Consider the following 21,409-nt stretch of genomic DNA (forward strand, 5'->3'; position numbering starts at 1 on the left):
GGCCTGAGGCCGTACTGTTCGGAAATGTCGGGGGTTTTGAGGCGCGCAATGTCCCGACATTTCCGAACAGCACGGTGCCGGGACAGTCCGGACCGCCGCCTCCGCTCCTCGAATCAGCCGGCGCGAATGGCCTTCCGGAGCCGTCGCACCGCCTCCGGAATCCGCCCGGCGTCCGTGCCGCCATAGCCCAGTACGAGCCCCGGACGGGACACCTTCTCCAGGTGACAGGACGACAGCGGCATGGCCCAGATGCCCTCCTTCGCGGCACGCTCGGAAAGCTGTCGGTCCTTGAAGCGCTTCGGCAGCGCCGCCACCAGGTGCATGCCCGCCTGCGCTCCGAGGACCTCCACCGTGTCGCCCAGCTCCCGGGTGAGCGACTCCACGAGCACCGTGCGCCGCTCGCGATACAGCTGCCGCATCTTCCGCAGGTGGCGCGCGAAGTGGCCCTCGGTGAGGAAGTCCGTCAGCGCCGCCTGGAAGAGCGTGGGCGGGAAGATGTCCATCGCATCGCGCACGCGCGTGAAGCGCGGCACCAGGTCGGGCGGGAGCACCATGTACCCCACGCGCAGCGCCGGGAAGAGCACCTTGCTGAACGTCCCGATGTAGATGACGCGCGAATCCCTGTCCAACCCCTGCAGCGCGGACACCGGGAGGCTCTCGTAGCGGTACTCGCTGTCGTAGTCGTCCTCCAGAATCCACGCGCCGCTGCGCTGCGCCCAGTCCAACAGCTGCAGCCGGCGCGACGCGCTCAGCGTCACCCCGAGCGGATACTGGTGAGAGGGCGTGACGTACGCGGCCCGCGCATTCGCACAGCGCTCGATGCCCGCGCTCACGTCCAGCCCCTCCTCGTCCACGGGCACCGGCACCATCCGGGCGCCCGCCATGGTGAGCACGTCCTTCGCCCCCGGATAGCCCGGCTCCTCCATCCAGACAGGGCTGTGCGCGTCCAACAGCACCCGCGCCGACAGCTCCAGCGCCTGCTGCGAGCCGCTCACCACCATGATGTGGTCCGCCTCGCACCGCACCGCGCGCGACGTGCGCAGGTACGCGGCGAGCGCCTCGCGAAACGGCCGGTACCCCATGGGGTCGCCGTAGGTCAGCAGGCTCCGGGTGGGGTTGCGCGAGTGCCGCGCGAGCAGCGCCGACCAGACCTGGAACGGGAAGTGGTCCACCGCGGGCTGGCTCACTCGAAACGCGCCCCAGCCCCCGTGCCAGGGCTCGGGCGTGAGCCCCTCGCCGAGGACCGCGCTTCCCCGGGAGAGCACGCGCCGGCCCGGCGTGCCTCGCGCCGGGGCGTGCGCATCGGCCGGGGGCGCCTCGTCGGGAAGCGAGCGGGCGACGAACGTGCCGGCGCCCACGCGGCTCTCGAAGTAGCCCTCGGCGAGCAGCTGCTCGAAGGCGCCCAGGATGGGGATGCGGGAGATGCCCAGCTCCGTGGCCAGGCTCCGCGTCGAGGGCAGCCGCTCCCCCGCGCGCAGCCGCCGGTCGACGATGGCCTCGCGATAGCCCTCGTATATCTGCCGGTACAGCGGCACGGACGAGCGGCGGTCCACCGCGATGATGGGGACGATGCCCGACGGGGCTCGCTTCATGGCCTCAGGATAATGGCCATACGAGAGCCGGCCAAAGCGGTCATTGAGGATGGCCACTCCAGCGTGGACATTGCGCCCCATGCCACGGCCTCGCCACCTCGCTCCCGCGCTCCTCCTGCTCTCGCTGGCCTGCGCGGGCTCCCGGCCCGCCACGGACGCGCCCTCCATGCCCACAGACTCCTGCTGCGCCATTGTCGAGCTCCGCCAGTACACCCTGAAGCCCGGCCAGCGGGACACGCTGGTGGACCTCTTCGAGCGCGAGTTCCTCGAAAGCCAGGAGGCCGTCGGCATGGCCATCCCGGGGGAGTTCCGAGATTTCGACCGGCCCGAGCGCTTCGTCTGGCTCCGGGGCTTCTCCGACATGGCCTCGCGGCACCAGGGGCTCACCACCTTCTACGGCGGCCCCGTCTGGAAGGCGCACCGCGAGACGGCGAACGGCACCATGCTGGACGCGTCCAACGTCCTCCTCCTCAAGCCCTCCCGTCCCGACTCCGGCTTCGGCCGCCACCTCGCGGTGCGTCCCCCCGTGGGTGCCACCACCATTCCTCCGAGCGTGGTCCTCGCCACGGTGTACGCATTCGACGCGCCGGTGGACGAGGACTTCGTCCGCTTCTTCGAGCAGGAATTGAAGCCCGCGCTGACCGCGGCCGGCCTGCCCGTCTCCGCGTACTTCCAGACGGACGACAGCCCCAACACCTTCACCGCGCTGCCCGTCCGGGAGGGCGAGCACGTCTTCGTCTGGTTCTCAGGCGCGCCCACCCCCGAGGCGCTCCAGGAGCGCCTGTCACGGCTCACGGCCTCGCGGGCGTGGAGCGCGCGCGTCGAGCCGGAGTTGAAGCGCCGCCTCAAGTCCGCGCCCGAGGTGCTCCGGCTGTCGCCCGGGGCCCGCTCACGCCTGCGGGAATGAGGCACGGCAGCCCGGCCGGTGCGACGGCGCGGCCTTCCCGAGCGGCGCGCTCAGTGCTGAGCCCCCGAGGGACCCAGGTCCGGTGCCTCCGGGCCCTCGTCCCCGGCGGACTCGCCCCCGCCCCCGCCGTGCTCCGACTGTCCGAGGAAGTCGTCCAGCGCGCCCACGTCGATGGGCTTGCGGAACACCGCGTCCACCAGCGCCAGGTTGGCGCGGTTCTGCCCGCGCACGTCCATGCCGGTGACGATGGCGAGCAGCGTCTGCGGCGAGCGCTGGCGCAGCTCGCGCGCCAGCTCCCACCCGCTCATCTCCGGCATGACGGCGTCCAGCAGCGCGGCATCGAAGCGGCGCCGGTCCCACATCCCCAGCGCCACCTCCGGGCTGTGGGCCACCTGCACCTCGTAGCCCTCCTCGCCCAGCACCTCCGCCATCATCCGCGCGTTGTCCAGGTCGTCATCCACCACCAGCACGCGGCGCGTCTTCTGGAAGCGCCGGGGCGCCTCAGGCCGCGTCACCTCCGCGCGCGAGGCCTCCCCGCGGGGCGCCTGCACCGCCCCCTCATGCACGCGCGGCAGCCGCACCACGAAGGCCGCGCCATGCCCCGAGGTGCTGTTCTCCGCCGTCAGCTCGCCGCCCCAGCGCTGCACCTGCGCGCGCGCCACCGCCAGGTACAGCGACAGCTGCGGCGCCCCCGTGTCCCTGCGCAGCGGGTCGAACAGCTGCGACAGCTCCTCCACCGCGTACGGCGGGCCCTCGTCCTCGATGCGCAGCGTCAGCCACGGCTCGCCATTCGCGCGGGTGGTGACGCGCAGCCGGCCGCCGCTCTCCATGCGGTCTCTCGCGGAGAGCAGCAGGTTGACGATGAGCTCGCGGAAGAAGCCCGCGTCCGCCCGCACCTGCCCCGAGCCGCCCAGGTCCAGGTCCACGTGCACCGGGTGCTCGCGCTGCTCCAGCTCCCCGCGCGCCAGCTCCAGCGCCTCGCGCACCGTCTGGTCCACCGGCACGTCGGTGGGCTGCTCCTGGGTGCGCTGCACGTTGAACTCCTGCAGCCGCGCCACCAGCTCGCCAATCTGCCCCACCGTCTTGTCGAGCGCCTCCAGGTGCTCGGGCTTGAACTCGCGCTGGAGCAGCGTGATTCGCAGCCGCAGCACGTTGAGGAAGTTGTTGAGCGCGTGCGCCGCGCCGCTGGCCAGCTGCCCCAGCGCCTGCTGGCGGGTGCGCTGCAACAGGCGCCCCTGCAGGCGGCGCAGCTCGCCGTGCGCGCTCTGCAGCGCCTTCGTCTTGTTCACCGCCTCGGTGCGGTCGGTGAAGGTCTGGATGGCGCCGGCCAGCTCGCCCTCCTCCTCCCACACGGGGGTGGCGCTCAGCTCCAGCGTGGCCTCGCCGCCGCTGGGGCGCTCCACCACCATCATCACCCCGCGCACCGGCCCCTTCTCCTTGAGCGCGCGCAGAAAGGGCATGTCCGTCACCTTGAACGGCTCGCCCGTCAGGTGGCGCGCGTTCACCTGCGACAGCACCGGGCTGAGCGTGTTCGACGCGCGCGCCCCCAGCACCGCGCGCATGGGCAGCCCCATCAGCCGGCTCACCGGCGGCGTGACGAACGACACGGTGCCGTCCACCTCCGCCAGGAGGATGCCCACGTCCACCTGGTTGAGCACCGACTCCATCACCGCCGCCTCGCGGAAGCGCACCTCCTCCGTCTTCAGCACGCGCGCGTAGGACGCCTGCGCCGCCGCGTGCGCCTCCCACACCAGCTCGGCGATGAGCTCCGCCACCTCGGGCTCGATGGAGTTCCCGTTGCGCCGCCCGTAGACGTACAGCAGCACCTCTTCCAGGGACTTGAACTCGCGCGTCAGGTCCTCGGGCTCGAAGTTCTGGCTGTAGCGAAAGGCGCCGTGTGAGCGCACCACCTCGGGCCACAGGCGCACCGCATCATCCCCCCGGTCCCTGAGCAGCCGGGCGAGCTCGTCCAGCAGCCGGCGCAGCGGGGCGCGCAAGTCCCGTCCCGGGACGTCCACCTCGTACGTCTCGGCGCGCAGGCGCTTCGCCCAGAGGCGCGCCACACGCTCGCGCTCCTCCTGGAGCAACTCCGAGAGGGCCTGGATGGGGTTCGCGGCAGACACGTTCAAGACGCCAAGGTGTGCACGCCCGCCCGCCATGGCCACCCGGCGCCTGCCTGGCTGCTCGCTGCTCCGCGCCTGTGCACTTCAGCGCGTGAGCAGTCGCCTCACATTGCATCTGATGGTGCGCCGGCCCACCTTGCAGGGACGGATGGCAGGCACCGAGCGCAACAAGAACGACTTGATGGAGCCGCCCTGGCTCTCGCAGCAGGCCATGGCACAGCTCTTCCGTGGGGAGCTGAGCCGCTCCGACACGTGGCGCACGCGCCTGGACACCACCACCAACTGGGCGCTCACCACGACAGCGGCCGTCATCTCCTTCGGCTTCGCCACGCCGCAGAGCTCGCACGTCACCTTCCTCGTGGGCATCTGGATGGTGGTGTCGTTCCTCCTCATCGAGGCGCGGCGCTACCGGTACTACGACTTGTGGAACCGCCGCGTCCGTCTGCTGGAAGACGGTTGGTGGGCGCCCATGCTCCGGCGTGAGCCGTTGGACCCGGACGCCATGCGCGAGCTGGCGGTGGAGATGTCCCGCCCGCAAATCCAGCTGTCGCTCTTCTCCGCCATCTCCACGCGGCTCAACCGCGCCTACGGGCCCATCCTGATGGTCCTGATGGCCACGTGGTTCGTGAAGGTCTACAGCCACCCGAAGCCACCGGAGGACTTCGCGGAGTTCCTGTACCGCGCCCACGTGGCGTGGATTCCAGGCCCGGTGGTGATGGCCCTGCTCGTCTTCCTCACCGTGGGCGCCACCTACCTGTTCATCTCCTCCTTCTTCATCCGCGCCCCCATGGGTGAGCTGCGCACACGCCCCCGGGGCCGCCGCGCCGCCCTCTGGGAGTCGTTCTACCGGCCCTACGCCATCCACAAGCGCCGCCGGCCCACCCGCCGCCCCCCGCCGCGCCCGACCTCGTCCGCCGAGCACTGAGCGGCAGGCAGGCCCTCCCGCCCGGAGAGGGGCCGGGCGGGCCGCGCCCAGGCTTTTCGGACTCATGGCCGCCATGCCCCCCGCTGAAAAGCGGTGGTTTTCGTCCTTTCGGGCCCTGGGGTTTTGTGCTGTGAATCCGCACCCATGGCGAACACCCGTACTGTCACGATCATCAATGGCGATGGCATCGGCCCCGAGGTGATGGCGGCCACCGTGCGCGTCCTCGAGGCGCTCAAGGTGCCTCTCGAGTTCGAGCACAAGGACGCCGGCACCGAGGTGGTGGCCAAGTACGGCACCAACCTCCCCCACGAGACGGTGGAGGCGGTGCTGCGCAGCGGCGTCGCGCTCAAGGGCCCCACCGGCACCGTGGTGGGCGGCGGCCTGCCGTCGGCCAACGTCGGCCTGCGCAAGCGGCTGGACCTGTACTCCTCGCTGCGGCCCGTGAAGAGCGTGCCCAGCGTGAAGACGCGCTACGAGAACGTGGACCTCATCGTGGTGCGGGAGAACACCGAGGACCTCTACGCCGGCCTGGAGCACATCATCGTCCCGGGCGTGGTGGAGTCCCTCAAAATCATCACCGAGAAGGCGTCCACCCGCATTGCCCGCTTCGCCTTCGAGTACGCCAAGCGGCACGGGCGCAAGAAGGTGTCGGCCGTCCACAAGGCCAACATCATGAAGCTGTCGGACGGCCTCTTCCTGGACTGCTGCCGCAAGGTGGGCCGCGAGTACTCCGACATCACCTACGAGGAGGTCATCGTCGACAACCTCTGCATGCAGCTCGTCAAGGACCCGACGCGCTTCGACATGCTGGTGACGGAGAACCTCTACGGCGACATCGTCAGCGACCTGTGCGCGGGCCTGGTGGGCGGCCTGGGCGTGGTGCCCGGCGCCAACATCGGCGAGCGCACCGCCGTCTTCGAGGCCGTGCACGGCACCGCCCCGGACATCGCGGGCAAGGGCATTGCCAACCCCACCGCGCTGATGATGTCCGCGGTGATGATGCTGGACTGGCTCGACATGCGCGAGGAAGCCCGCCGCATGGAGAACGCCATCCACAAGGTGTACAGCGGCGGCACGGTGCGCACCGGCGACCTCGGTGGCGGCGCCACCACCCGCGAGTTCACCGACGCCATCATCGCCGCGCTGTAGACGGCACGGTGAGTTGGCGCACACGGGCCCGGGGCGCTTCGAGCGGCCCGGGCCCGCTGCATTTCAGCCCACTGTCGCGCTGAGCGGCCCATGGGCCCGGCCTGCTTCGAGAGGCCCGGGCCCGCGGCGTTTCAGCCCACCGTCGCGCTGAGCGGCCCGGCCCGCTGCGTTTTCAGCCCACCGTCACCTTGCGCACGCCGCGCGCCTCCAGCAGCGCGGGCAGCCGCTCGCGCTGGTCTCCCTGGAGCACGAGGGCGTCGTCCTCCACCACGCCCCCGCAGCCCAGCGAGTTCTTCAGCGCCTTGAGCCACACCTCGCGCTGGGGCGCGGGCAGCTCCAGGTGCTCCACCACCGTGACTTCCTTGCCGCCGCGGCCCTTGCGCTCCATGCGCACCACGGCGCGCGCGGGGCCCTTCGGCTCGGGCTTCGCGGGCGGAGGCTTCACGGGTGCCGCGGGCGCCTGGGGCAATTCCTCGCGCTTGGAGGACAGCGCGGCGAACGGGTTGTTGAACGGGGCGGCCGGGGCGGCGGGCGCCTCGGCCTTCTTGTCGCGCTTGCCCATGGCGTGGCCCGTCAGTGGTTGTGGCCCGCGTGGTCGTCATGGCCCCCGGCCGGCATGGGGCGCGGCGGCGGCAGCACGTTGAAGGCGGGGGCGCTCGGGTTGCCGCCCGCCATCACCAGCGCGTAGAGCAGCGGCGCGGACGGAATCGTCTGGCGGCCGTTGACCACCACCAGCGGTGTGCCGCTGATGCGGTGCTTCATGGCGTAGGTGGAGTCCTCCTGGAGCTTCGCCGCCGTCGCCGCGCTCGACATGCACGCGTCCAGCTGCATGCGCGACATCGAGCCGGAGGAGGCAATCTCCAGCACGCGCTCCGTGTCGAGGATGGCCTGCGCGGCGAAGAGCTTCTCGCGCAGCTCCCAGTAGTCCGGCGCGCCCTCCAGGCAGACCTGAGCCCGGGCCGCGCTGCAGCGCACGCTGGGCGCATCCGGGCCGCGGCGCGGAATGGCCGGGTTGCACGCGCCGTCCAGCGGGAACTGGCGGGCCTCCAGCGACATCTTCCCCTCGGGCACGCGCTTCTTCAGCACCGCCAGCTCCTCCACCAGCGACTTGCAGTGGGGGCACTTGCTGTCCGTCCACTCGACAATCTTCACCGGCGCGTCCGGCGGCCCGTAGAGCTTGCGCGCGGGAGCCACGGCGGGCAGCGGCGTGCTGGCGCGGTACTGCGCGAGCCCGTCCGCGATGAACTGCTTCTGCTCCGCGCTCAGGCCGCCGAGGAACTCCTCCAGCGACGCGGGCGGCTTGCTCGCGGCCTGCCCCGAGCTCTCACCGCCCTGGCTGGCGGCGGGCGGCGGCAGCAGCGCGCTGATGTTGTCCGTGGCCTTCGGTGTGGCGCGCCCGGGGAGCAGCAGCGCGAGGAAGGCCGCGACGGTGATGCCCACCGTCCACTGCAGCGTGGAGCCCCACTCACCGGAGGCCGGCGCCACCGGGCCGGGCAGCCCGCGCCAGGCCACGCCCGCGAAGGCCAGCACCAGCGCGTAGGTGCCCAGGCACGTCGGACAGACGGCGCCCGAGCTGAAGCTGGCCATGCCGAAGACGAGCACGGACACCGCGCCCACCAGCGCCACCAGCCGCAGGCCATTGGCGGCGGGGCGCACGGAGCGGCCCGCGCGGGCCCACGCGAGGTACAGCGCGGACAGGCCCACCGCGACCAGGCCCCACAACACGCCCAGGCCGGCGACGGGGATGCCGAGCACTTCATGGACGCGGCTGGCGAAGGGCGAGTTCCACACCGTCTCGCAGTTCACCGTCTCGGAGATGCCGCACACGGTGGCGCCGCCGCCACGCATCGTGACGAGCTGCATCCACTGGAAGATGGCGAGGCCGCTCTCGGCGAGGCCCAGCACCAGCAACGCCAGTGCGCCGCGGACGGGAGCCGTGGGAGAGGGGGCCTTGGAGGAGGACTTCGGGCTCATGCGTGCTCCGGGGGCGGGGTCATCAGGACAAGGAGGCGGGCGGGCTCCGGGCCGTCGTTGACGACGCCGTGCTCGGAGCCCGCGGGGGCGAAGATGGAGGCGCCAGGGCCATGCACTTGCTCCTCGGCGCCGACGCGGAAGCGGCAGCGCCCTTCCAGGACGACGTACACCTTGTCGGACGTGGCATGGCGGTGCGGCTTCTGGGCCTGCCCGGGCGCGACGCAGTACACGTCGAGGAAGAAGCGCTCGGACTGGAAGAGGTTGTGCTTCTGGAGCTTCTCCGGGGAGAAACCCTGGAAGGTGGACAGGTGCTTCACATCCATCGTGGCATTCGCTCCTTCGCCTCTATATAGCGACGGACATGGAACCGCTGTCTCTGCATTTTCTTCACGAGGCGACGGGCGCCCGCTTCATGGACGTGGGCGGCCGTGAGGCCGTGGCCGGGTATGGGGACGGGGAGGGAGAGTACCGGGCGGCACACGAGGCCGTCGCCCTCCACGACGCCTCCTACCGCGAAATCCTCCGGATAACGGGGGAGGACCGCGCCTCCTTCCTCCACGGCATGGTGACCCAGGAGGTGAAGAACCTGCCCGTGGGCTCGGCGGCCTACGCCGCCATGGTGAACGCCAAGGGGGCCATGGTGGCGGACGCCCGCATCCTCAAGCGGGAGGCGGACCTGCTGCTGGAGCTGGAGCCCGGCACCGGCACCAAGGTCCGGGAGTTCCTGGACAAATACCTCATCTCCGAGGACGCCGAGCTGCACGAGGCGACGGGGGAGTACGGCCTCCTGCGCTTGCTCGGCCCCCGCTCGGCCGGGGTGCTGGCCGCCGCCCTGGGCGGCCCCTTCGAGCTGCTCGCCCACCATGCCACCCGGACGGCCTCGCTCGCCGGGCAGGAAGTCGTGCTCGTGGGCAACACGGCCATGGAGCCCCATGGCGTGGACGTGTGGGTGCCGCGCGCCGGACTGGAGCCGGTGTGGCGGGCCCTGACGGAGGCCGGCGCCGCGCAGGGGCTCGAGCCCCTGGGCTTCGAGGTGCTGGAGCTGCTGCGCGTGGAGGCCGGGGTGCCCCGGTACGGGCAGGACATGGTGGACACCACCATTCCGCTGGAGGCGAACCTCGCGGGCGCCATCTCCTACAACAAGGGGTGCTACATCGGGCAGGAGGTCATCGCCCGCGCCACCTTCCGCGGGCACATGAACCGGAAGCTGACGGGCCTGCTGCTGGGTGACGCGGACGTGGCACCGGGCACGGAGCTGCGGCGCGGGGAGAAGAAGGTGGGCTGGCTCACCAGCGTGGTGCGCTCGCCGGTGAAGGGCCAGCGGGTGGCGCTGGGCTACGTGCACCGCGACTCGCTGGAGCCGGGCACGGAGCTGACGCTGGCGGGGGGCCCCGCCACCGCGAAGGTGGCCGCCCTGCCCTTCACGGGCGCCTGAGCGGGAGTGGCGCGGAGCGCGTCCACTCGGGCACAGTAGGACGCGGTCGCCGGGCCCGTGTGCCGGCGAGATTGGAACGGACTCCATGGCCCCGCGCACCACGCCCCGCCCTCCGTGGCTGCTCGCCACGCTGGCGCTGCTCACGCTGACCGGCTGCTTCGACCTCCTCCAGGAGGTGTGGATCAACCCGGACGGCTCCGCGCGCGTGGTGATTGACCTCGCCATTCCCAAGGGGCTGATGGCGCTCGGGGAGACGCGGGGCGGCAAGAGCCTCCTGGACCAGGTCCGCGAGGAGCAGGAGGCCGCCTGGAAGAAGGTGGGCGAGGACCCCAACATCGCGAAGCTGGAGCAGCGCAGCTACGAGGAGGGCGACAAGGTCCACCTCGTGCAGGACCTGACGGTGCACGACGCGACGAAGCTGCCGGAGCTGTACCGGCGGCTCGCGGACGACGCGGTCCGCGAGCGCCAGGGCGGCACGGGCAACTGGGACTTCCGAATCGAGCGCAACGGCGGCGACTACGTCTTCACCCAGCGCTTCGTCCCGGACAAGGCGGCGACCGCCGGGAAGGCCAGCGAGGACGTGGCCGTGCTGGCGACGAAGGAAATCGCGAAGGGGATGGCGAAGGCCCTCTTCGCGAACAACCACGTCACCCTGCGCATCCACGGGCCGGGCATTGGCGAGACGAACGGCACGGTGAACGAGAAGAAGGACACCGTGGAGTGGAAGGTGCCCCTGGCGGAGCTGGTGGACGCGCCCGCGGAGGGACGCGAGTTCCGCGCGGTGGTGCACGGCGGCGAGCCGCTGTGGCTGTGGCCCGTCGTCATCGGCGTGCCGCTGGCGGTGCTGGGGCTGGCCATCTCCGCCGCCCGGAGGAAGCGCGCCGCGTACGCGCGGTGACTCAGCGCAAGCCGAGGCCCCCCGCCAGCAGCATCCCCGCCGCGCCACCGCCCAGCACGAGCCACGCGGAGTTGACGCGGAAGCGGATGAGCAGCACCGCGGACACGGCGGCGAGCCCCACCGTCCACGCGTCCACCAGCGCCGCGCGTCCGAGCTGCCACGTCACCACCGCCATCAGCGCCAGCGACGCCACGTTGACGCCGTCCAGGAAGGCCCCCGCCACCCACGACTGGCGCAGGCGCGGCACCAGCGGCCCGCTGAGTGCGACGAAGACGAACGCGGGCAGGAAGATGCCCACCGTGGCCAGCACCGCGCCGGACGCACCGCCCAGCACGTAGCCGATGAAGGTCGCCGTGGTGAAGACGGGGCCCGGCGTCACCTGCCCCACCGCCACCGCGTCCAGCAATTGCGCCTCCGTGAGCCAGCCGTAGCGCTCCACCAGGTCCGAGCGCAGGAAGGCCAGCAGCACGTAGCCGCTGCCGTACAGCACCGAGCCCACCTTGAGGAAGAAGAGGAAGAGGCCGGACAGCGAGAAGGGCACGGCGGTGGCGAGGGCGCCCGTCACCGACACGGGCCACAGGGGAAGCACCGCGGAGCTGATGGAGCCCCTCCCCTGGGGTGGAGCCTCGGCGGCCGCAGGAGTCGCCGCCCCTGCCTGCCCCCAGTCCTGTGCCGCAGGGGACTCGGGAGTCAACGCCTGCGCCGGGCCCCGCGCTGGAGAGGCCTCCGGAGTCTCCGCCCCAGCCTGCCCCGCGGGAGCCCCAGGAGTCGCCGCCCGCTCTGGCCTCGGAGGCGGCCCGGGCGGCGGTCCCCGCCGCCGCTCACCCGCGCGCCACAGCAGCACGGCGAGCCCGGCCAGCAGCAACAGGAGCAGCTCGTGCACGCCCAGGAAGGCCGCCACCACCGCCGCCACGCCCACCACGGCGGCGAGCCGCGTCTTCACCACGCTGCGCAGCAGGCCCCACAGCGCCTGGAGCACCACCGCGATGATGACGGCCTTCACGCCGTACAGCAGCGCGTCCACGCGCGGCAGGCTGCCGAAGCGCGCGTACGCCCAGGCGATGGTGCCGACGATGAGGAAGGCCGGGAGGATGAAGCAGACACCCGCCACCACCAGCCCGGGCCAGCCTCCGCGCCGGTGACCGATGTGGATGGCGAGTTCGGTGGAGTTGGGGCCGGGGATGAGGTTGGTGGCGCCGAGCAGGTCCACGAACTCGTCGCGCGTGAGCCACTTGCGGCGCCGCACCACCTCGTCCTCCATCATCGCGATGTGGGCCGCCGGGCCGCCGAAGGCGGTGGTGCCCAGCCGGAGGAACAGGAGCGCCAGCTCCTTCAACGCGGTGGGCTCGGGCTGGGAGGGCTGCGAAGACGCCATGGCCCGTACCCTACCCGGCACGGGCCCGCATGGCGTGCAACGACGCGGCGACGCTAGATGCGCCCCTCGGACTGCTGCTGGCGCTCGATGCTCTCGAACAGCGCGCGGAAGTTGCCGCCGCCGAAGCCCTGGTCGCCCTTGCGCTGGATGATTTCGTAGAAGAACGGGCCCGCCGACGGCTCCTTGTAGAGGCTGGCCGCGTCCTTCATGAAAATCTGGAGCAGGTAGCTGTGCTCCTTGTCCCCGTCGATGAGGATTTCCAGGTCGCGCAGCGTCTGGATGTCCTCGTCAATCTTCTTGATGCCCAGCTTCTGGATGCGCTCGGGCAGCGCGTCGTAGTACGTGCCCGGCGTGGGCATGAACTCGATGCCCGCGCTCTTCCGCATGTCCGTCACCGAGGTGAGGATGTCCTTCACCGTGAGCGCCAGGTGCTGCACGCCGTCGCCCCGGTGGTCCTCGTTGAAGATGTTGATTTGCGAGGACTTGAAGAAGGGCCGGTAGGGCTCGTTGTTGGCGAACTTCACGCCGCTCTTCGGGTCCCACATCACCTCGGACTTCAGGCCGCTGCCGTGCGCGCGCTTCTCCTTCGCGGCCACGTCTTCGGTGTGGAACTCGATGTGCCAGAACTTCTCGAAGCCCATGACGTGCTCCATCCACAGGAGCATGGGGCGCATCGTCTGGAAGTTGGACGTGACGTGGTCGATGCGGCCGAAGCCGTACTTGTTCCTCCCGCCCAGGGGCGTCGCGTGGCGGATGTAGCCCGGGTACAGGTCGCTGTAGCCGTCGCGCTGGACGAAGCGGAAGGTGGTGTCACCGAAGGGCGTGGTGATGGAGAACATCGCCAGCTTGCCGCCCCGCGCGTCCGTGAAGCGCAGCACGTCGGTGATGAAGGTGGCCCCCCGCTGGTCCAGCAGGCGGAAGGCCTTCTCCGCGTCCTCCACCTCGAAGTTGAGGGTGCCCACCCCGTCCGGGTGCTTGCGCAGCCAGCGGGCCGCGCGGCCCCCCTCGCCCACCGGCTGGCTCACCATCAGGACGACGTCGCCCGCCTGGAACACCGCCGACTTCTGCCGGCCCTTCGTGTCCAGGTCCGGCGACGACACGCCCAGCTCCGCGAAGTCCAACCCCTTCGTGTAGAAGTTGCGGCTCCGCTCCAGGTCATGCACGTACCAGTGGACGCTCTCCAGCGTCTTGATGCCCAGGGATTCCGGTCTGGCCATGTCGTGACTCCTTCACGGTGCCGCGGGTGTCAGGCCGGCGCCGCGTCGGGCTGCCGGTCCGGGTGGGCCGCCTGGAAGGCGGCAAGCTCGTTACACGCCGCTTCGATGCGGAGCAGCGTGGGGTACGGCGTCAGGTCTACCGCGAAACGCCGGGCCCCATAGAGTTGGGGCACGAGGCAGATGTCCGCCAGCGACACCTCGTCCCCCACACAATAACGGCCCGCCGTGGGCTGCACCGCCGCCTCCAACGCTTCAAGCCCGCGCGCATTCCAGTACGCCGCCCACGCCTTGTCGTCCGCGTGCAGCTCGTTCTTGATGCGTTGCAGCACGCCCAGGTTCTGCAGGGGCTGAATGCCGGAGTTCACCATCTCCGCCAGCATGCGGGCGCGGGCCTGGAGGTAGGCGTCCTTCGGGAAGAAAGAGGGCGCGGGGTGGCGCGCCTCCACGTACTCCAGGATGGGGAGCGACTGGGACAGCCGGCGCGCGGTGCCGTCGTCCTCGGTCCACTCCAGCGTGGGCACGGTGCGCATGGGGTTGAGCGCCCGGTAGGCCTCCGAGTGCTGCTGCCCGCCGTCCTTCAGGATGTGCACCGCCACGTACTCGTACTTCAGCCCCTTGAGCGCCAGGCCCAGGCGCACGCGCCACGACGCGGACGAGCGCCAGTAGCTGTGGAGGCGCAGGCGCATCATGGAATCTTCCTCACCGTCTGGGAGATGCGGCCGAAGACGCTGTGGCCCTCCGCGTCGAGCATCTCGAGGTCGATGGTGTCGCCCGGCTTCATGAAGGGCGTCTTCGGCTTGCCCTCCTCAATCGTCTCAATCATCCGCCGCTCGGCGAGGCAGGAGATGCCGCGCGCGCGGTCCGCGTTGGACACGGTGCCGCTGCCGAGGATGGTGCCGGCGGTGTAGCTGCGCGTCTTGCACAGGTGCTGGATGAGGTCGAAGAAGGAGAAGTGCATCTCCGGCCCGGCGTCCGTGTCACCCACCTGCACGCCGTTGAGCACCGACTGCAGGCGCAGGTGGATGCGGCCGTCGTGCCACGCGGCGCCCAGCTCGTCCGGCGTCACCGCGAAGGGGCTGAAGGCGGTGGCGGGCTTGCTCTGGAAGAAGCCGAAGCCCTTGGCCAGCTCGTCGGGGATGAGGTTGCGCAGGGAGACGTCGTTGGCCAGCAAGAGCAGCTTGACGTGCTTCTCCGCGTCGGCGGCCTTCGTGCCCTGCGGCGTGTCTCCGAGGATGGCGCAGACCTCGCCCTCGAAGTCCAGGCCCCACGCCTCGTCGGCCAGGGGGATGTCGGCCGTGGGCGCGAGGAAGTCGCCGGAGCCGCCCTGGTAGACGAGCGGGTCCGTCTTCAGCGTGGGCGGCGGCTCGGCGTTGCGGGCCTTGCGCACCAGCAGGACGTGGTTGAGGTAGGCGCTGCCGTCAATCCACTCGTAGGCGCGGGGCAGCGGGGCGTGGAGGGCGCGCACGTCCAGCGGGCGGCTCTGCACCGTGCCCGCCTCCAGCTGCGCGGCCAGCGCGCGCAGCTGCGGCTCCTTCGTGTCCCAGTCGTCCAGCGCGGCTTGCAGCGTCAGGGCCACGTTGGTGGCCAGCGCGTAGGCCGTGTTGTCCCGCTTGACGACGATGAGCCGGCCGTCACGGGTTCCGTCCTTGAGCGTCGCGAGCTTCAATCCCGGGCTCCCCGGCGGCCCATGGGGGGAACGGCGGGGCCGCCATCTGTGGCCCGGCTTTTCCGCCGGGGGGCCGGGGGTGTCAAGCGTGACGATTCGCCCGACACCCCATCTAAGGGATTACCGGCAGGAGGTCCTAAGGGGTTACCAGCAGGACGTGCGCGCCGGCAGGCGCGCGTAGAAGTTCGCGCCCGAGTTGCTGTCCCACTCGCCGTTGGCCGTCGCGGCCACGTAGATGTCCCAGGCGTTCTGGTTGCCGTATTGGTCCCACCCGTACAGGAAGACGTGGTTCTCCGTGGCGGTGGGCTGCTCGCAGACCCACACGCCCTCCTGGCCGCCCGCGGCGAAGTGCGCGTTGCACAGCGGCGTGTTCATGTAGCGCATGCACTTGCCGCAGTTGCGCGGGCCCGCGTTCAGGTAGATGTACGCGTCGGCATTCGTGCCCGCGCTGGCCCGCAGCGTCGCGTACTGGTTGTTGAGCTTCACGAAGATGCTGATCTGGTCGTCCCGGTACTTCGTGCGCAGGTAGCCGCGGTAGGACACCGTCAGCGTCGCGAAGCGGCCCGGCAGCTTCGACGTGTGGCGGATGACCTCGAACGGCCCCGTCACCTTCGAGTCATTCACGTTGCAGACCGGGTAGTCCGGCGGATAGTCGGAGGCCTCGGCCTGGGGGGAGTTCGAGAGCAGCGCGAGCGCAAGCGCCGCGGCGAGCGTGTTCAAGAGCTTCATGGGATGTGTCCTCGTGGTGTCGCCCGGTGGATGGGTGGAGCGCGCGGCCGACTCCGGGCAGGCATCGCCGCGCGCCCTGGCCCCGCGCCCTCGTAGCACGCTCGCCTGCTCGACGTCGCCGCGATGCCGCGGGGACGTCCCCCCTACGCGGGGTCATCCTCCGGACACTCCTCCCCGACTCCAGGGCACCCCACGGTCCGGAAGCAGCCGGGCCCGCCGGGCCGCCGCTTCCCCGCCCGGGCTCCGAGCCACCGCCACCCGGCCTGCCATGCCGGTGGGAAGCGGAGCGTATACGACTGTTGAAGTCCCAGGCGGTGCACGGAAGGCATGCGCCTGCCTCCCCCTTGGCACCGTCCATTCCGGCACCCAAGGTTGTTGGAGGGACGCACGGCCGACCGTATCGCGCGGAGCGATTCGCTTGGGGGCGAGGGCACTGAATGGCTGAGGGCTTCCAATATGCCGGCGCCGCTCCCGGAGAGCCGCAGCCAGGCAGGCGTCTGGGGAACCGCTTCGAGCTGCTCCAGCGCCTGAAGACCGGCCGCGGCATCTCCACGTGGGTGGGCAACGACCTGCGCACCGGCGAACGCGTCGTCATCAAGCTGACCTCCGCCACGGCGCTCGCGCCCGCGGCGAGGCACCGGCTGGAGCACGAGGCGGCCGTCCTGTCCCGCCTGGACTCGCCCGCCATCGTCCCCGTGCGCCACCTGGGCACCTCCGGCGAGCTGCTCTACCTCGTGACGCCCTGGCTGGAGGGAGAGCCCCTGGAGGAGCGCCTGTCCGAGGGGCCCCTCTCCGTGCCCGAGGCGCTCACCCTGGGCCGCAGCGTGCTCACCGCGCTGGCGGAGGCCCACCGCCACGGCGTGCTCCACCGCGACGTGAAGCCCTCCAACCTCCTCGTCTCCGGCGAGCCCCTCTCCCGGGCCGTCCTGGTGGACTTCGGCCTGTCCCGCAGCGAGCGGCTGGACCCGTCCCTGAGGGACTTGCCCGTGGGCACCGCGCGCTACCTGTCGCCGGAGCAGGCGGGGCTGCTCAACCGGCCGGTGGAGGCCACGTCGGACCTGTACTCGGTGGGCATCGTCCTCTTCGAGGCGCTCTCCGGCCGGCCCGCCTTCGACGGCACCTCCGTGGGGGAAGTCCTGCGCCAGCACCTGGCGACGCGGCCCCGGCTGCGCGCGGTGGGCGTGGAGGTGCCACGCGCGCTGGAAGAGCTCATCTCGCGCCTGCTCCAGACGGACCCGCCGGACCGCTACCAGTCCGCCGAGTCCGCGCTGGCGGACCTGCGCGACATCGAGGAGGCGCTGGCGCACGGGCAGGCGGAGCCGGAGCTCGTCACCGGCGCGCACGACCAGCGCCGCAGCCTCACCGAGCCCTCCTTCGTCGGCCGCCACGAGGAGGTGGCGACGCTGGAGCGCGAGCTGGAGCGCACCCGCGCGGACCCGGGCCGGCTCGTCGTGGTGGAGGGTGAGTCCGGGGGCGGCAAGAGCCGCCTGCTGGAGGAGTTCTCCGCGCGCGCCCTGCAGCACCGCGCGTGGGTGCTCCAGGGCCAGGCGCTGGACCAGGCCGCGCAGCGGCCCTTCCAGCTCTTCGCCGGCGTGGCCTCGGGCATCACCGCCGCCATGAAGGAGCGGCCCGCGCTGGCGCAGCTGCTCCGCGAGCGGCTGGCGGGCCAGGAGGCGGGGCTGTGCACGGTGCTGCCGCAGCTGGAGCCCGCGCTGTGCCCCGTGCCCCAGGGCACGGCGCAGGGCCTGGGGCCGGAGTCGCTGGGCGAGAGCCGCAGCATCTGGGCGCTCACCGCGCTCCTGGGCGCGCTGGGCACGGAGGACGAGCCCGCCGTGGTGGTGCTGGATGACTGCCAGTGGGCGGACGAGCTGACGCTGCGCGCGCTGGAGGGCTGGTCGCTCGCGCGGCGCCAGGCGCGGGGCCGCGTGCTCGTCGTCGTCTCCTTCCGCAGCGAGGACATCGCCTCCACGCACGTGCTGCGGCGGCTGGCACCCACCGCGCACCTGCGACTGTCCGCCTTCGGCCTCGCGGACGTGACGCGGCTGGCGGAGTCCATGGCCGGCGCGCTCCCGCACGAGGCCACCGACCTCGTCACGCGCCTGTCCGAGGGCAACCCCTTCATGGCCAGTGCCGTGCTGCACGGCCTCGTCGAGGACGGCGTGCTGGTGCCCGGCCCCGACGGCTGGCAGGTGCAGCCGGAGGCCATGGCGCACGCGCGCTCCTCGCGCCAGGCGGCCACCTTCCTCGTGCGGCGCCTGCGCCTGCTGCCCCCGGACGCGCTGCGCCTCATGTCCGTGGGCGCCATCCTGGGCAAGGCCTTCGATTTGGGGCGCATGGCGGCCCTGGCCGGCAACACGCCCGCGGACGTGGTGCGCGAGCTGGACGAGCCGCGCCGCCGGCACATGCTGTGGGCGGACGGCTCGCGCTACACCTTCGTCCACGACAAGCTGCGCGAGGTGCTGCTGGACATGCTCACGCCGCAGGAGCGCCGGGAGCTGCACCGGCTGGCGGCGCGGGCCGCGGCGAAGAGCGTGCCGCAGGACTCCTTCGAGCTGGCGTACCACTTCGACGCCGCGGGCGAGTACCAGCAGGCGCTGCCCTACGCGCTGGCGGCCGCCGAGCAGGCCCGCGTGCGCTTCGCCCTGGAGACGGCGGAGCTGAACTACCGCATCGCCGAGCGCGGCGCGCCCGGCGCCGACGCGGGCACCCGCTTCCGCATCGCCGCGGGCCTGGGCAACGTCCTCATGCTGCGCGGCCGCTACGAGGAGTCGCGCCAGCAGCTCGAGCGCGCCCAGGGGCTCGCCCATGACAGGCCGGAGCAGGCCCGCATCCTCGGCCAGTTGGGAGAGCTGGCCTTCAAGCGGGGCGACGTCGGCCAGGCCAACACGTACCTGGAGCAGAGCCTCAAGCTGCTGGGGCGCTGGGTGCCTCCGCGCGGCCTGCTCACCGGCGCCAGCTCGCTGTGGGAAATCCTCTCGCAGGCGGGCCACACCGTGGCCCCGCGACTGTTCCTCGCGCGCCGCCCGCTGGAGCGGGGCGAGAAGGACATGCTGGCCATCCAGCTCTACAGCCGCCTCGCCTACGGCTACTGGTACCAGCGCGGGCGCATGGCCGTGCTGTGGGCCCACCTGCGAGACTTGAACCTCGCCGAGCGCTACCCGCCCACGCCGGAGCTGGCGCAGGCGTACTCGGCGCACTCGCCCGCGCTCACCACCCTGCCCTGGTTCAGCCGCGCGTACGCGTACGCGGAGAAGTCGCTCGCGCTGCGCCGGCAGCAGGGGGACGTGTGGGGCCAGGGCCAGTCGCTGCACTTCTACGGGCTGGCCTTCTACGCCTCGTCGCGCTTCCGCGAGTGCATCGAGAAGTGCCGCGAGGCGGTGCGCCTGCTGGAGCGCACCGGCGACCCGTGGGAGGTGAACAACGCCACCTTCCAGATTGCGATGTCCCTCTACCGGCTGGGCCGCCTCAAGGAGGCGCTGGAGACCAGCCAGCGGCTGCACGCGGCCGCGACGGCGCTGGGGGACCGCTACGCGCAGCGGCTGGCCCTGGAGGCCTGGGCCAAGGCCGCCGGAGGCCGCATCCCCGGCTCGCTCCTGGAGGCCGAGCTGGCCAACCCGGACCAGCCGGACCCGCAGAGCTACGCGGGCGTCCTCCAGGCCGAGGCCATCCGCCTGCTGCGCATGGGCGACGCCGCGGGCGCGGTGGAGGTGCTGGAGCGCGCCGAGCGGCTCGTCGACGAGGCCCACCTGCGACAGGAGTACGTGGCCCCGATTGCCCCCTGGCTCGCCACCGCGCTGCGCCAGCTCGCCGAGGCCACCTCCGGCCTGCACCCCGCCCGCCGCAACGCGCTGCTGGAGCGCGCGGACGCGGTGGCGGAGCGGGCCCACCAGGTGGCGCGCACCTACCACAACAACCTCCCCCACGCGCTGCGCGAGCGGGGCCTGCTGGCCGCCATGCGCGGCCACCCCCGGCGCGCGCGCCGCTTCCTGGAGCAGTCGCTGCGCGTGGCCGAGGCGCAGGAGATGCGCGAGGAGCGCGCGCTGACGATGAAGGCGCGCGGAGAGCTGGGGCGGGCGCTGGACTGGGCCGGCGCCGTGGAGGACCTGGCGGAGGCCAGCCGCGAGCTGGAGGCCATGGAGGAGGGCATCGCCCCCGAGGCCGAGCGCGACAACGGCGGCGTGGGCACGCTGTCGCTGGTGGACCGCTTCCCGCGCGTGCTGGAGGCCGGCCGCCGCCTGGCCTCCGCCCTGTCACGAGAGGCCGTCATCGAGGCCGTGCGTCAGTCCATGCTGGAGCTCCTGCGCGCCGAGCACTGCGTGGTGCTGGACCCCCAGGACCTGCTCCCCGACGAGGAGCTGCAGGCCCACGGCGTCAGCCGCACCGCGCTGGCCCGCACGCTGGAGACGGGCCGCATCGCCGTCATGGGCCAGGGACTGCCCGGCGGGGTGAGCGAGAGCATGGAGCTGCTCGGGGTGCGCTCGCTCCTGTGCGCGCCCATCCAGGTGCGCGGCAAGACGGTGGCGTGCGTGGTGGCGAGCCACCGGCAGGTGGGCGCGCTGTTCGGCGAGGACGAGGAGCGGCTGGCGGAGTTCGTCACCGTGCTGGCCGGCGCCGCCCTGGAGAACGCGGAGAACTTCGCCCGCATCGCCGCCCTCTCCGAGGAGCAGGGCCGCCTGTACCGCGCCGAGCAGGAGGCGGTGCGCCGCCGCGACGACTTCCTCTCCATCGCCGCGCACGAGCTGAAGACGCCGCTCACCTCCCTGCAGCTCCACATCCAGGGGCTCCAGTCCCAGGTGCGCGCGGGCGCGCAGAAGCCGCTGGCCCCGGAGAAGCTCGGCGCCAAGCTGGAGTCCGCCTACTCGCAGACGCAGCGGCTGGGGCGGCTGGTGAACGACTTGCTGGACATCTCCCGCATCGCCCAGGGCCAGCTCCACATCAAGCTGGAGGACGTGGACCTGGTGGCCCTGGTGAAGGGCCAGCTGGAGCGCAGCCGCGAGGCGCTCACCCGCGCCGAGTGCCCCGCGCGCCTGCACACCTCCGCGCCCGCCATGGTGGGCCGCTGGGACGCCATGCGGCTGGAGCAGGTGGTGGGCAACCTGCTGGCCAACGCCATGAAGTACGGCGCGGGCAAGCCCATTGAAGTCGACATGGAGGAGAACGACGGAGTCGTCCGGCTGAAGGTGCGGGACAGGGGCATCGGCATCGCGGAGGAGGACCGCGAGCGCATCTTCGAGCGCTTCGAGCGCGCGGTGTCCGTGCGCCACTACGGCGGCTTCGGCCTGGGCCTGTGGATTGTGCGCGAAATCGTGCAGGCCCTGGGCGGCGGCATCGACGTGGAGAGCACCCCGGGCCAGGGCTCCACCTTCACCGTCACCCTGCCCCGCTCGGGGCCGGTGCACTGAGGCACCGGGCACGGCGC

General features: G+C 71.9%; 16 protein-coding genes. 6 read left to right on the forward strand and 10 right to left on the reverse strand.

Features of this window, described 5'->3' with window-relative positions:
* Positions 1–113: 113 nt before the first annotated feature.
* Complete coding sequence (gene pdxR, locus ACX9TP_RS40505; protein ID WP_482976029.1) at positions 114–1,592, reverse strand: MocR-like pyridoxine biosynthesis transcription factor PdxR; 1,479 nt, start codon at positions 1,590–1,592, stop codon at positions 114–116.
* Between the two features lie 79 nt (positions 1,593–1,671).
* Here pdxR and ACX9TP_RS40510 point away from each other — a divergent pair, with 79 nt between their 5' ends.
* A complete protein-coding gene (locus tag ACX9TP_RS40510; protein ID WP_482976030.1) occupies positions 1,672–2,499 on the forward strand; it encodes an NIPSNAP family protein in 828 nt (275 codons plus the stop codon).
* A gap of 50 nt (positions 2,500–2,549) precedes the next feature.
* Here the strand turns inward: ACX9TP_RS40510 and ACX9TP_RS40515 are convergent, their stop codons facing one another.
* The gene (locus ACX9TP_RS40515) at positions 2,550–4,622 is read right to left on the reverse strand and encodes a response regulator (protein WP_482976031.1); all 2,073 of its coding nucleotides are present in this window, start codon (positions 4,620–4,622) and stop codon (positions 2,550–2,552) included.
* A gap of 148 nt (positions 4,623–4,770) precedes the next feature.
* Between ACX9TP_RS40515 and ACX9TP_RS40520 the strand changes: the two genes are divergently transcribed.
* A complete protein-coding gene (locus tag ACX9TP_RS40520; protein ID WP_482976032.1) occupies positions 4,771–5,547 on the forward strand; it encodes a DUF2270 domain-containing protein in 777 nt (258 codons plus the stop codon).
* 144 nt (positions 5,548–5,691) lie between these two features.
* A complete protein-coding gene (locus tag ACX9TP_RS40525; protein ID WP_482976033.1) occupies positions 5,692–6,696 on the forward strand; it encodes an isocitrate dehydrogenase (NAD(+)) in 1,005 nt (334 codons plus the stop codon).
* Between the two features lie 172 nt (positions 6,697–6,868).
* Here the strand turns inward: ACX9TP_RS40525 and ACX9TP_RS40530 are convergent, their stop codons facing one another.
* Genes ACX9TP_RS40530 through ACX9TP_RS40540 form a run of 3 tightly spaced genes read right to left on the reverse strand, consistent with a single transcriptional unit; the run spans position 6,869 to position 8,993 of the window.
* On the reverse strand, positions 6,869–7,258 hold the full coding sequence (locus ACX9TP_RS40530; protein ID WP_267859567.1) for a translation initiation factor: 390 nt from the start codon (positions 7,256–7,258) through the stop codon (positions 6,869–6,871).
* Positions 7,259–7,269: 11 nt separating this feature from the next.
* A complete protein-coding gene (locus ACX9TP_RS40535) occupies positions 7,270–8,670 on the reverse strand; it encodes a vitamin K epoxide reductase/DsbA family protein (RefSeq protein WP_482976034.1) in 1,401 nt (466 codons plus the stop codon).
* Positions 8,667–8,993 (reverse strand): cupin domain-containing protein, encoded by a 327-nt coding sequence (locus ACX9TP_RS40540; RefSeq protein ID WP_482976035.1) that lies wholly within the window; start codon positions 8,991–8,993, stop codon positions 8,667–8,669. The genes ACX9TP_RS40535 and ACX9TP_RS40540 overlap by 4 nt, the downstream gene beginning before the upstream one ends.
* A gap of 38 nt (positions 8,994–9,031) precedes the next feature.
* Here ACX9TP_RS40540 and ygfZ point away from each other — a divergent pair, with 38 nt between their 5' ends.
* Both ygfZ and ACX9TP_RS40550 read left to right on the forward strand, forming a co-directional pair.
* Positions 9,032–10,105, forward strand: coding sequence for a CAF17-like 4Fe-4S cluster assembly/insertion protein YgfZ (ygfZ, locus tag ACX9TP_RS40545; RefSeq protein ID WP_482976036.1), 1,074 nt, complete (start codon positions 9,032–9,034; stop codon positions 10,103–10,105).
* Between the two features lie 85 nt (positions 10,106–10,190).
* Positions 10,191–11,003 carry a hypothetical protein gene (locus tag ACX9TP_RS40550; protein ID WP_482976037.1) on the forward strand — a complete coding sequence of 271 codons (813 nt, stop codon included), beginning with the start codon at positions 10,191–10,193 and terminating at the stop codon, positions 11,001–11,003.
* 1 nt (position 11,004) lies between these two features.
* Here ACX9TP_RS40550 and ACX9TP_RS40555 read toward each other — a convergent pair whose 3' ends face one another.
* The 5 genes from ACX9TP_RS40555 to ACX9TP_RS40575 form a co-directional block, all read right to left on the reverse strand.
* A complete protein-coding gene (locus ACX9TP_RS40555) occupies positions 11,005–12,378 on the reverse strand; it encodes a chromate transporter (RefSeq protein WP_482976038.1) in 1,374 nt (457 codons plus the stop codon).
* A gap of 53 nt (positions 12,379–12,431) precedes the next feature.
* Complete coding sequence (gene hppD / locus ACX9TP_RS40560; RefSeq protein WP_482976039.1) at positions 12,432–13,595, reverse strand: 4-hydroxyphenylpyruvate dioxygenase; 1,164 nt, start codon at positions 13,593–13,595, stop codon at positions 12,432–12,434.
* Between the two features lie 29 nt (positions 13,596–13,624).
* The gene (gene maiA / locus ACX9TP_RS40565; protein ID WP_482976040.1) at positions 13,625–14,284 is read right to left on the reverse strand and encodes a maleylacetoacetate isomerase; all 660 of its coding nucleotides are present in this window, start codon (positions 14,282–14,284) and stop codon (positions 13,625–13,627) included.
* Positions 14,281–15,261, reverse strand: a complete 981-nt coding sequence (locus ACX9TP_RS40570; protein ID WP_482976041.1) for a fumarylacetoacetate hydrolase family protein — start codon at positions 15,259–15,261, stop codon at positions 14,281–14,283. The genes maiA and ACX9TP_RS40570 overlap by 4 nt, the downstream gene beginning before the upstream one ends.
* Positions 15,262–15,405: 144 nt before the next feature.
* Positions 15,406–15,990 carry a hypothetical protein gene (locus ACX9TP_RS40575; RefSeq protein WP_482976042.1) on the reverse strand — a complete coding sequence of 195 codons (585 nt, stop codon included), beginning with the start codon at positions 15,988–15,990 and terminating at the stop codon, positions 15,406–15,408.
* Between the two features lie 437 nt (positions 15,991–16,427).
* Here ACX9TP_RS40575 and ACX9TP_RS40580 point away from each other — a divergent pair, with 437 nt between their 5' ends.
* A complete protein-coding gene (locus ACX9TP_RS40580) occupies positions 16,428–21,392 on the forward strand; it encodes an ATP-binding protein (protein ID WP_482976043.1) in 4,965 nt (1,654 codons plus the stop codon).
* The last annotated feature ends 17 nt before the right edge of the window (positions 21,393–21,409 follow it).

This window comes from Pyxidicoccus sp. M15 (genome assembly GCF_056858435.1).

What these genes read in the sequence shown, in the direction of transcription:
- ACX9TP_RS40540 (WP_482976035.1), bottom strand. Translation starts at nt 8,993, where the DNA reads ATGGATGTGAAGCACCTGTCCACCTTCCAGGGTTTCTCCCCGGAGAAG.
- maiA (WP_482976040.1), bottom strand. Translation starts at nt 14,284, where the DNA reads ATGATGCGCCTGCGCCTCCACAGCTACTGGCGCTCGTCCGCGTCGTGG.
- ACX9TP_RS40530 (WP_267859567.1), bottom strand. Translation starts at nt 7,258, where the DNA reads ATGGGCAAGCGCGACAAGAAGGCCGAGGCGCCCGCCGCCCCGGCCGCC.
- ACX9TP_RS40580 (WP_482976043.1), top strand. Translation starts at nt 16,428, where the DNA reads ATGGCTGAGGGCTTCCAATATGCCGGCGCCGCTCCCGGAGAGCCGCAG.
- ACX9TP_RS40575 (WP_482976042.1), bottom strand. Translation starts at nt 15,990, where the DNA reads ATGAAGCTCTTGAACACGCTCGCCGCGGCGCTTGCGCTCGCGCTGCTC.
- ACX9TP_RS40510 (WP_482976030.1), top strand. Translation starts at nt 1,672, where the DNA reads ATGCCACGGCCTCGCCACCTCGCTCCCGCGCTCCTCCTGCTCTCGCTG.
- ACX9TP_RS40550 (WP_482976037.1), top strand. Translation starts at nt 10,191, where the DNA reads ATGGCCCCGCGCACCACGCCCCGCCCTCCGTGGCTGCTCGCCACGCTG.
- ACX9TP_RS40555 (WP_482976038.1), bottom strand. Translation starts at nt 12,378, where the DNA reads ATGGCGTCTTCGCAGCCCTCCCAGCCCGAGCCCACCGCGTTGAAGGAG.
- hppD (WP_482976039.1), bottom strand. Translation starts at nt 13,595, where the DNA reads ATGGCCAGACCGGAATCCCTGGGCATCAAGACGCTGGAGAGCGTCCAC.
- ACX9TP_RS40535 (WP_482976034.1), bottom strand. Translation starts at nt 8,670, where the DNA reads ATGAGCCCGAAGTCCTCCTCCAAGGCCCCCTCTCCCACGGCTCCCGTC.
- ACX9TP_RS40520 (WP_482976032.1), top strand. Translation starts at nt 4,771, where the DNA reads ATGGCAGGCACCGAGCGCAACAAGAACGACTTGATGGAGCCGCCCTGG.
- ACX9TP_RS40525 (WP_482976033.1), top strand. Translation starts at nt 5,692, where the DNA reads ATGGCGAACACCCGTACTGTCACGATCATCAATGGCGATGGCATCGGC.
- ygfZ (WP_482976036.1), top strand. Translation starts at nt 9,032, where the DNA reads ATGGAACCGCTGTCTCTGCATTTTCTTCACGAGGCGACGGGCGCCCGC.
- pdxR (WP_482976029.1), bottom strand. Translation starts at nt 1,592, where the DNA reads ATGAAGCGAGCCCCGTCGGGCATCGTCCCCATCATCGCGGTGGACCGC.